This window comes from Bradyrhizobium sp. (assembly GCF_035484855.1).
Lineage (GTDB): Bacteria > Pseudomonadota > Alphaproteobacteria > Rhizobiales > Xanthobacteraceae > Bradyrhizobium.
In genome coordinates, this window is the sequence record NZ_DATHOP010000259.1 from 25,869 (window position 1) to 32,459 (window position 6,591).

The 6,591-nt window shown below is 64.1% G+C and carries 6 protein-coding genes and 1 pseudogene; 6 read left to right on the forward strand and 1 reads right to left on the reverse strand.

Features of this window, described 5'->3' with window-relative positions; all coding sequences use genetic code 11:
* The first annotated feature begins 8 nt into the window (after positions 1–8).
* The 6 genes from VK804_RS29590 to yghU all read left to right on the forward strand — a co-directional run bounded on the left by VK804_RS29590 (position 9) and on the right by yghU (position 6,334).
* Positions 9–1,412: a hypothetical protein gene (locus VK804_RS29590; RefSeq protein WP_325751826.1), complete on the forward strand. Its 1,404-nt coding sequence runs from the start codon at positions 9–11 to the stop codon at positions 1,410–1,412.
* Positions 1,409–2,560 (forward strand): Gfo/Idh/MocA family oxidoreductase, encoded by a 1,152-nt coding sequence (locus tag VK804_RS29595; protein WP_325751827.1) that lies wholly within the window; start codon positions 1,409–1,411, stop codon positions 2,558–2,560. The genes VK804_RS29590 and VK804_RS29595 overlap by 4 nt, the downstream gene beginning before the upstream one ends.
* A 12-nt stretch (positions 2,561–2,572) precedes the next feature.
* Entirely contained in the window at positions 2,573–3,763 is a 1,191-nt protein-coding gene (locus VK804_RS29600; protein WP_325751828.1) for a dihydrodipicolinate synthase family protein, read from the forward strand.
* Positions 3,763–4,626 carry a sugar phosphate isomerase/epimerase family protein gene (locus VK804_RS29605; protein WP_325751829.1) on the forward strand — a complete coding sequence of 288 codons (864 nt, stop codon included), beginning with the start codon at positions 3,763–3,765 and terminating at the stop codon, positions 4,624–4,626. The genes VK804_RS29600 and VK804_RS29605 overlap by 1 nt, the downstream gene beginning before the upstream one ends.
* A 64-nt stretch (positions 4,627–4,690) precedes the next feature.
* Positions 4,691–5,368 carry a nitroreductase gene (locus VK804_RS29610; RefSeq protein WP_325751830.1) on the forward strand — a complete coding sequence of 226 codons (678 nt, stop codon included), beginning with the start codon at positions 4,691–4,693 and terminating at the stop codon, positions 5,366–5,368.
* 69 nt (positions 5,369–5,437) lie between these two features.
* Positions 5,438–6,334, forward strand: a complete 897-nt coding sequence (gene yghU / locus VK804_RS29615) for a glutathione-dependent disulfide-bond oxidoreductase (protein ID WP_325751831.1) — start codon at positions 5,438–5,440, stop codon at positions 6,332–6,334.
* Between the two features lie 137 nt (positions 6,335–6,471).
* On the opposite strand, the pseudogene VK804_RS29620 reads toward yghU, so the two are convergent.
* A pseudogene (locus tag VK804_RS29620) lies at positions 6,472–6,591 on the reverse strand (IS5/IS1182 family transposase); the annotation flags it as partial.

The following is a 6,591-nucleotide window of genomic DNA, read 5'->3' on the forward strand; positions in this document are numbered from 1 at the left end:
ACAACACCATGCCAACACGACTGGCCGTGCGTGACATTTCGCTGTTCGAGCGCCCGGTGCCCTTTGCAAAGCCGTTTCGCTTCGGCGCCGTCGTCATCAATGCCTCGGTGCAGGCCTTCGTGCGGGTCGAGATCGAGATCGAGGGCAAGGCGCGGGCGACAGGCGCCAGCGCCGAGCTGATGGCGTCGAAATGGTTCGACAAGCGGCCCGAACTCTCGCCGCAACAGACCGTCGACGAATTGCGCCGGTCGCTTTCGATCGCGCGCGAACTCTACCTGAGTGGCAACGGCTTCGAGACCGCGTTCGGCCTGCACGCCTCGCGGATCGCCGCCCAGATCGAGGCCTGCGCCAGAGAGGACATCCCGCCGCTCGCGGCCGGCTTCGGCCCGGCCGAGATCGACAAGGCGATCCTCGACGCCCTGCTGCGTTTCACCGATCTCAGTTTTTTCGACGGCATGAACCGCAATATCGCCGGGATCGACGCCCGGCTGTCGCCCGACCTTGAGAACGAAGACATCGCCCAGTTCCTCGCCCGACGCCGGCGGCTGGAACGGGTCGCGATCCGCCACACCGTCGGCCTCGACGATCAGGTCGAAGGCAAGGGCGGCGTTGCGGATGTGGAGGAAAATGCCGGCGCGCGCTATTTCAAGCTGAAGCTCAACGGCGACCCCGAACATGACGCCGCGCGGCTGATCCGGATCGGCAAGGAACTCGCGACATTGCCGGAGGACTATGCCGTGACGCTGGACGCCAACGAGCAATATGCCGATCTCACGGCGCTTGGCGCGCTGGTCGACCGGCTCGACCGCGATGGCGCGCTGGCGCCGATCGCCACAAAACTGCTCTACATCGAGCAGCCGATGCCGCGCGACATCTTCAGGCAATCGCCGCTCGGCGCGCTCGGCGCGCGCGACTTCATCATCGACGAGGCCGACGACAGCTACGATGCCTTCCCCGCCGCGCGCGCGCTCGGCTATCGCGGCATCTCGTCGAAATCCTGCAAGGGCATCTACAAGTCGATTGTCAACGCCACCCGCGCCGCCAGATGGAGCGCCGACGGTGCGAAATTCTTCATCGCGGGTGAGGACCTCACCTGCCAGGCCGGCCTTGGCGTGCAGCAGGACCTTGCGCTCGGCGCCCTGATCGGGATCACCCATGCCGAACGCAACGGCCATCATTATGTCGATGGTTTCGCGGATACGCCTCCCGCCGAGGCGGAGGCGTTTCGCGCGGTGCATCCCGATCTCTATGTGCGCGACGGCGACAGGGTTCGGCTATCGATTCATAACGGCGATCTCCTGACGGGATCGCTGACCATGCCGGGTTTTGCCGCCGGCGTGCATCCGGTGTGGACGGCGATGTCGCCGCTCCAGCAACCGACAGCAAGAACACCACAGGAGCAGAAGATATGACGACGCAACGCCTCGGCGTGATCATGAACGGGGTCACCGGCCGCATGGGGCTGAACCAGCATCTGGTCCGCTCCATCGTCGCGATCCGCGACCAGGGCGGGGTGAAACTTGCCAACGGCGACCGCATGATGCCCGACCCGATCCTGGTCGGCCGCGACGCGGCCAAGGTCGAGCAGCTGGCAAAACGTTTTGACATCGCGCGCTGGACCACCGATCTCGACGGCGCCCTCAAGGACAAGGGCGATGCGATCTTCTTCGACGCCGCGACCACGCAGGCGCGGCCCTCGCTGCTGACGAAAGCGATCAACGCCGGCAAGCATGTCTATTGCGAAAAGCCGATCGCGACCAATCTCGATGAGGCGGTCGCGGTGTTGAAACTCGCGGCCGCCAAGGGCATCAAGCACGGCACGGTGCAGGACAAGCTGTTCCTGCCCGGCCTGAAAAAGCTCGCCTTCCTGCGCGATTCCGGTTTCTTCGGCCGCATCACCGCGGTGCGCGGCGAATTCGGCTACTGGGTGTTCGAGGGCGATTGGCAGGAGGCGCAGCGGCCGTCGTGGAATTACCGCAGCGAGGACGGCGGCGGCATCATCCTCGACATGGTCTGCCACTGGCGCTACGTGCTCGACAACCTGTTCGGCGAGGTCGAGAGCGTGAGCTGCCTCGGCAGCACGGATATTCCCGAGCGCTGGGACGAGAACGGAAAAAAATACAAGGCGACATCGGACGATTCCGCCTACGCTACCTTCAGGCTCAAGGGCGGCGTGATCGCCCATATCAATATGAGCTGGGTGACGCGGGTCTATCGCGACGATCTCGTCACCTTCCAGGTCGATGGTACCCACGGCTCGGCCGTCGCCGGCCTCTCCGACTGCATGATCCAGGCGCGTCAGGCGACGCCGCGGCCGGTGTGGAATCCGGACGAGAAGCGGACGCATGATTTCTATGGCGACTGGCAAAAACTGCCGGAGAACACCACCTACGACAACGGTTTCAAGGAGCAGTGGGAGATGTTCATCCGCCACGTCTGCGAAGATGCGCCCTATAAGTTTACGCTATTGGAAGGCGCCAAGGGCGTGCAGCTCGCCGAATGCGCCTTGCAGAGCTGGCGCGAGCGGCGCTGGATCGACGTCGCCCCGATCAAGGTGTGAGGAGAGATCGCCATGAACATGCCGGTGTTTCCCGCTTCATCGCTGTCGCTGAAATTGCCGAAGGCCGATGGCGGCATCGAGACCTATCGCCTGACGGCATCGCGGACGTTTCCTGCGCGGCTCGAGGGCACGCTGAATCGCGTGGCGTTCTCGGCGGCCCATGTGGTCGCCGATCCGCTTGCCGATGTCGATCCCTGGCTGACAGCCGCGGTCGACTGGGACAGGACGATTGCGTTTCGTGAACATGTCTGGGACCTCGGCCTCGGCGTAGCCGAAGCCATGGACACCGCGCAGCGCGGCATGGGGCTGGACTGGCCGACCTCGCTGGAACTGATCCGCCGTTCGGTTTCGGCCGCGAAGGCGAGGGGCGCGCTGGTGTTTTCCGGCGCTGGTACCGATCATCTGGCGGTGGAGGATGCGAAGACGATTAACGATGTCATCCGCGCCTACGAGGAGCAGATCGCGGCGGTGGAGAAGGTGGGCGGCCGCATCATCCTGATGGCGTCGCGCGCGCTGGCGAAGATCGGGCGCACGCCGGACGACTACGCGAGGGTATATGATCGCGTGCTGTCGCAGGTGGCAAAACCCGTGATCATCCACTGGCTCGGCGACATGTTCGATCCGGCGTTGGCCAATTACTGGGGTACCAAAAATCTCGACGAGGCGATGGACGTCGCGGTCGGCGTCATCAACGCCAATGCCGCCAAGGTGGACGGCGTCAAGGTTTCGCTGCTCGACAAGCAGCGCGAGATCGACATGCGCCGGCGGCTCGACAAGTCCGTGAAAATGTATACCGGCGACGATTTCAACTATGCCGAACTGATCGCCGGCGACGACAAGGGATTTTCGCACGCGCTGCTCGGCATCTTCGATGCCATCGCCCCGGCCGCATCCTACGCGCTGTCGCGGCTGGCCGCCGGCGATGAGGCCGGCTTCCACGACGTGCTGGGTCCGACGGTGCCGCTGTCGCGCCACATCTTCAAGGCGCCGACGCGGTTTTACAAAACCGGGATCGTGTTCATGGCGTATCTCAACGGCCATCAGGATCATTTCACCATGGTCGGCGGCCAGGAGAGCGCGCGCTCGACCTTGCATCTCGCCGAACTGTTTCGATTGGCCGATCAGGCGGGGCTGCTTGCCAATCCGGAACTGGCGACGCGGCGGATGAAGGCCGTCCTCGCTACGCGTGGGGTCGACGCCTGATGCGGGATTTTTCCGCAGATCATCGCTGGATGTCGCTGAACACCGCGACCGTCCGCAAGCAGGGCGATCTCGCTGAGATCATCGAGGCTTGCGCGCGGCATGGCATCCGCGCCATCGATCCCTGGCGCGAGCAGGTCGCCGCCGTCGGCCTCGACCGCGCCGTGCGCATGGTGCGCGACGCCGGGCTCGAGCTATCAGGCTATTGCCGCGGCGGCATGTTCGTCGCCGACGCGGCGCATCGGATGCAAGCCCGCGATGACAACCGCCGAGCGGTCGATGAAGCCAAGGCGCTGGGTGCGCCCTGCATTGTGCTCGTGGCCGGCGGCCTGCCGCAATATTCGAGGGCAGGCAGCGCAGCCTCAAAGGACATCGCGGCGGCGCGGGCGCAAGTGGAGGACGGCCTTGCCGAATTGCTGGTCTATGCCCGCGAAGTCAACCTTCCGCTGGCGATCGAGCCGCTGCATCCGGCCTATGCCGCCGACCGCGCCTGCGTCAACACCACAAAACAAGCGCTCGACATTTGCGACGCGCTTGATCCCAAGCGCACCGGTTTGCTTGGGGTCGCGCTCGACGTCTATCACATCTGGTGGGACCCGGAAGTATTGCCGCAGATCGCACGCGCGGGCAAAGATCGACTGTTGGCGTTTCACGTCTGCGACTGGCTGGTGCCGACGAAAGACATCCTCAACGACCGTGGCATGATGGGCGACGGCGTCATCGACATCAAATCGATACGCGCCGCGGTGGAGGCGCAGGGGTTTGCCGGCTATTCCGAGATCGAGATTTTTTCCAATGACTGGTGGGAAAAGCCTGTCGACGAGGTGCTGCGGACCTGCATCGAACGGCACAGATCGGTGGTTTGAGCGGCGCGCAGTTTGATGATAAAGCCGGGGTCCCACATCCGACTAAAATCCCGGGACTAGCGACATGGAATTCGAGGAGCTCGTCAACAGCCGCAAAAGCGTGCGCGGTTTCAAGGCCCAACCGGTGCCGCGCGCCGTGATCGAGGAGATCATCGCGGTCGCCAAGCGCGCGCCGTCGTCCATGAACACCCAGCCCTGGCATGTCCACGTCCTGACCGGCGAGCCGCTGGAGCGCGTCCGCCGCCGCAACATGGAGGAGATGATGGCCGGCGCCAAGCCGAAGCGCGACATCGTCAGCCACGGCGAATACCAGGGGGTGCATCGGGGACGGCAGGTCGACATCGCCAAGAAACTGTTCGGCGCCATGGGCATTGCGCGCGACGACAAGCCGATGCGGCAGGACTGGGTGCTGCGCGGCTTCCGCCAGTTCGACGCGCCGGTCTCGCTGGTCCTGACCTATGACCGCATCCTCGATCCCGGCGCGGTCTGTCACTTCGATCTCGGCGCGCTCTGCTACGGCATCGTGCTCGCAGCCTGGGACCGCGGCCTCGGAAGCGTGATCAACGGGCAAGGCATCACGCGCTCGGATATCGTGCGCGAAGTCGCTGATATTCCCGAGGACGAGGTCATCATGACCTGCGTCGCGATGGGCTATCCCGACGACAGTTTTGCGGCCAATACCGTCAAATCCGACCGCGAGGCGAACGGCGATTTCGTCAGATATGTCGGTTTCGCCGACTAGCTCTGTGATTTGCTGCACGCCGTGATTAGGTAAGCACAGAAGAAGCCGCGCAAACCCGGAGCCAGCGCCATGACCGATGCCCCCGATCCCTCCGCCTATGTGCCGCCGAAGGTGTGGACCTGGAACAAGGACTCTGGCGGCCGGTTCGCATCCATCAATCGGCCGATCGCGGGACCGACGCATGACAAGGAGCTGCCGGTCGGCCGGCATCCGCTGCAGCTCTATTCGCTGGCGACGCCGAATGGCGTCAAGGTCACGTTGATGCTGGAGGAGCTGCTGGCGCTCGGCCACAAGGGCGCGGAATACGACGCCTGGCTGATCAAGATCGACGGCAACCAGTTCGGCAGCGGTTTTGTCGCGGTCAATCCGAATTCGAAGATACCGGCGATGATGGACCGCAGCGGGCCTACGCCAATCCGGATCTTCGAATCGGGTGCGATCCTGGTGCATCTGGCGGAAAAATTCGGAGCCCTGCTGCCCCAAGGCGGCCAGGCGCGCGCGGAATGCCTGTCCTGGCTGTTCTGGCAGATGGGCAGCGCGCCGTTCCTCGGCGGCGGCTTTGGGCATTTCTATGCCTATGCGCCGACCAAGATCGAATACGCCATCGACCGCTATGCCATGGAGGTCAAGCGCCAGCTTGACGTGCTCGACCGCCGGCTCGCGGACAACGAGTATCTCGCAGGTCACGACTATACCATCGCCGATATCGCGGTCTGGCCCTGGTACGGCGGGCTTGTAAAAGGCGTGCTCTATGGCGCGGGCGAATTCCTCGGCGTGCAGGATTACAAATACCTGCAGCGCTGGGCCGACGTCATCGCCAAGCGCCCGGCGGTGCAGCGCGGCCGCATGGTCAACCGCACGTGGGGCGAACCGTCGAGCCAGCTGCACGAACGGCATGAGGCGAGCGATTTCGATACCATGACGCAGGACAAGATCGCCGACCACCAGGCCGCGGCGGGAGCGTGATGGCGACGGCACGATGGATCACGCCGCTGATCCAACGCGCTGGCTATTCGATCACGTCGTCCGCACTGGCGAGCAGCGATGATGGCACTACAAGGCCAAGCGCCCGCGCCGTCCTGAGAGTCTGACTCAAAAAGCGATCAATGTTTTGTGGTAGTTGCGAGGCGCCTGGTCAAGAGCCTGAGGTGTGCAACGAGCAGCCAAGCGGTTTCGGTGGCCGCAGACCCTTCGAAGTCCTTGGCGAGACGGCGGCATCTGCC